Genomic DNA, 2821 nt, shown 5'->3' on the forward strand with positions numbered 1-2821 from the left:
AAGCAGGCTTACGGTGCCTCATGGGATCAGCAGCTCGTCTTGAATCTATTCACCGACTGTATCGAAGCCTCCATCGTACTCGGTCGCGACGAAGAATTTCGTAAAACCCTGCAGGCGATGATTCCAAGACTCTGTCCCCAGAAGATTGGTCAGTATGGCCAGTTGCAGGAGTGGCCGGAGGATTGGGATCGACCGACGGATACGCATCGGCACATTTCGCACCTGATTGCGTTGCATCCCGGTCGCGATATCTCGCCACTGACAACCAAAGAGTTGTACGAGGCGGCTCTGGTCACGATGAAACACCGGGGCGATGAGTCGACCGGTTGGAGCACGGGCTGGAAAACCTGCTTCTGGGCGCGATTACACAACGGCGACAAGGCGCATCAAATCTATCGTTTCTTAACCGCAAAGCGTGCTTATCCCAACCTGTTCGATTTCCATCCGCCGTTCCAGATCGACGGCAATTTTGGTGGCGCGGCGGGCGTTTGTGAAATGCTGTTGCAAAGCCATCTTCGAAGCGTCAATGCGGACGCACGATCGATCAGCGATGCAGCGTATGTTGCCTATCGGGAAAATCCATCCACGCCAAATCACTACCAAGGCGTCGCTCCGGACGAAACATTGGCCGATGCCCCCTATATCCTACACTTGCTGCCGGCACTGCCCTCGGCCTGGCCGGATGGCCGTGTCCACGGTCTGCGGGCGCGCGGCGGATTCGAAGTGGACTTGGCGTGGGAGGCTGGGCGGCTGATCGCAGCGACCATCCGGTCCGAGAAGGGAGGCACTTTCCGCCTGTATGCGGACGGCACGCTGAGTGAAAACATCGTCTTGTCAGTGGGCCAGTCGTATTCATGGGCCGAGCAGACCAAGCACTAGGCTCTGTCCCTAAAGTCCAGCGATCGAAAAGGGGGTCAGGAGTCAATAGTGCGAAGCACCCGTAGGGCCGTTCCGGCTATTGACTCCTGACCCCGTTTTCGCGGTTCGTTAGCTTGCGTGCGAGGAGACTTTGGCGTCGATGAAGTTTGCGGCATCGGGGCGGGAGAGGTCCAGTACGGCGACGCTGCCATCGCTGAGCCGACCTGGATTGACGACGCACGTGCTGGCAATTCGGCTGACACCCCGAGATTCGGTTTCGCCGAATGTGATCGCGAGTTCGGGATGCACCGAGTGAATCACTTCGCTGGCCAGCTTGGTGTCACCCGCCAAGTCGGACCGCAGCGCCATCGAAAGTTGACCCGACGGCGGCGTGGTGAGCATCACGATGGTGTGATCGACGGGGGTCCTGGTCAGATGCCGAAGGTAGTATTCGACCGCCGAACGTGAACTGCGGAGTCGGTCGTTCCAGGTGTCGATGACCTCGTTCAAATCGCCTCCCACTCCGACGACATGCACGCCAGCGGATTCGTAGGGCGTTGCGTGGATGCAGTGCACGTGCGGGTTGTCCAGTTCCGCCATCATGACCAATCGGGCGAAGTCGGCCAGGGGAACGTCGTGCTCACCGGGCAGCACGAAGACGGGACACCGCATCGATTTCGCCGCCGTGAAAAAGGCCCGGTAGAAGTCTTTCTGACGCGGAGACATCTTGCGGTCGACGCTGTGGCTGCCCGCCCAAAGTCCGCCGATACACACAGCGTCCGGATGATGATGTGCATACTGTTCGCTCAAGCACTCAAGCGTTTCCGGCTGCCCGTCCAGCCGACCGCCAATCAGCAATCGCTTCATCGTTTCTTCTCCGTCTTCGTTCACCTTCGATCCGGTTCAACTCAACGAATCACACCATGACCGCAGCGTTCCACTGACGGTCATCCAACTGAGGAGCAACCCGAATGCCAAGGTCACCAAACCCAGTCGAACCATACTGGGAACCTTGGTTGCAAAATACACGGCGGCGAGGATCAGGTATCCGACGACAACCATCCACGCCGTAGTCTCACAGGCATGCATTGTTTTCTCACGTAGAATGGACCTACCGACGGAACAGGTAATCACGTCGTCGCACATTCCGCAGACGAGCGAGAATCGGACGCTCCACTGTGGGCGACTCGCAGCGAAACGCATTCCGCCCGCGGAGCGTGCGGCGATGTGATCAGTTAGCATTTGTAGTGCCAAAGTCCTCGCGGGTGCCCGGTCGGTATTCCGCATCGGTCACATTGGCTACCATCGGACAAATTGTCACCGAATTAGCGAACGGTCGATGCCGGATACCGCCGCTTTGACATCTTTTATCTTCCTGTTGATCGAAGCCGTTTTATCCCCTAAACCGCATCATCCGTGGCGATGCCGATCCGGCCGAATCATCGCCCGACTGTTCAGCCCGGTGTGGTAAAGCGTTTTTGTTCGACTCCGCAGACGTCTTCGTCTTCTCTTGGTGTGTCGGCGGAATCGGTGACCGCATGCAGACGAAACACCGATGCCAGATCCGTCAGCGGTCGTCTCAGCAAGTAGGTGATGCAGCCGCTTTCAAGGTTGGCGATCATCACGGTCGCCATCGCCATCCGCAGCGGCCAGGCCGGTCCGCCGGACAACAACGCCACAGCGGCAATCGCTACCATCAGCCATGCCAGCTTGGCCGACCGGGTGTGATAACTGGGCAGTTGCCCGAACTTGGCCAACGCGAACATCCCGGCAGCAATGTAGCTGACGATGGCGAAGACAATCCACAAGACTTCCTGTCCGAGCAAGTCACCGCGCAAAAAGATCAACGCGAGTGCCAGGCATCCGTACATGACGGCGTCTGAAAAACTGTCAAGCTTCGGGCCAATCGCAGATCGTTGATTGAGCCATCGAGCGAGTTTGCCGTCGACGAAATCACTGAAGG

Annotated in this window: 4 protein-coding genes; 1 reads left to right on the forward strand and 3 read right to left on the reverse strand. The window is 58.1% G+C overall.

Annotation, left to right across the window (positions count from 1 at the left end):
• A partial coding sequence (locus tag ABX749_RS28335; RefSeq protein WP_372898989.1) for a glycoside hydrolase family 95-like protein occupies positions 1–879 on the forward strand: 879 nt, incomplete at its 5' end.
• Positions 880–987: 108 nt separating this feature from the next.
• Here ABX749_RS28335 and ABX749_RS28340 read toward each other — a convergent pair.
• The 3 genes from ABX749_RS28340 to ABX749_RS28350 form a co-directional block, all read right to left on the reverse strand.
• Positions 988–1749, reverse strand: a complete 762-nt coding sequence (locus ABX749_RS28340; protein ID WP_372898990.1) for a hypothetical protein — start codon at positions 1747–1749, stop codon at positions 988–990.
• A gap of 12 nt (positions 1750–1761) precedes the next feature.
• Positions 1762–1947: a hypothetical protein gene (locus ABX749_RS28345; RefSeq protein WP_372898991.1), complete on the reverse strand. Its 186-nt coding sequence runs from the start codon at positions 1945–1947 to the stop codon at positions 1762–1764.
• 365 nt (positions 1948–2312) lie between these two features.
• Positions 2313–2821 (reverse strand): CDP-alcohol phosphatidyltransferase family protein (locus ABX749_RS28350; protein WP_372898992.1); only part of this gene is annotated, 509 nt, incomplete at its 5' end.

This window comes from Stieleria sp. (genome assembly GCF_041595215.1).
Taxonomy (GTDB): Bacteria; Planctomycetota; Planctomycetia; order Pirellulales; family Pirellulaceae; genus Stieleria; species Stieleria magnilauensis.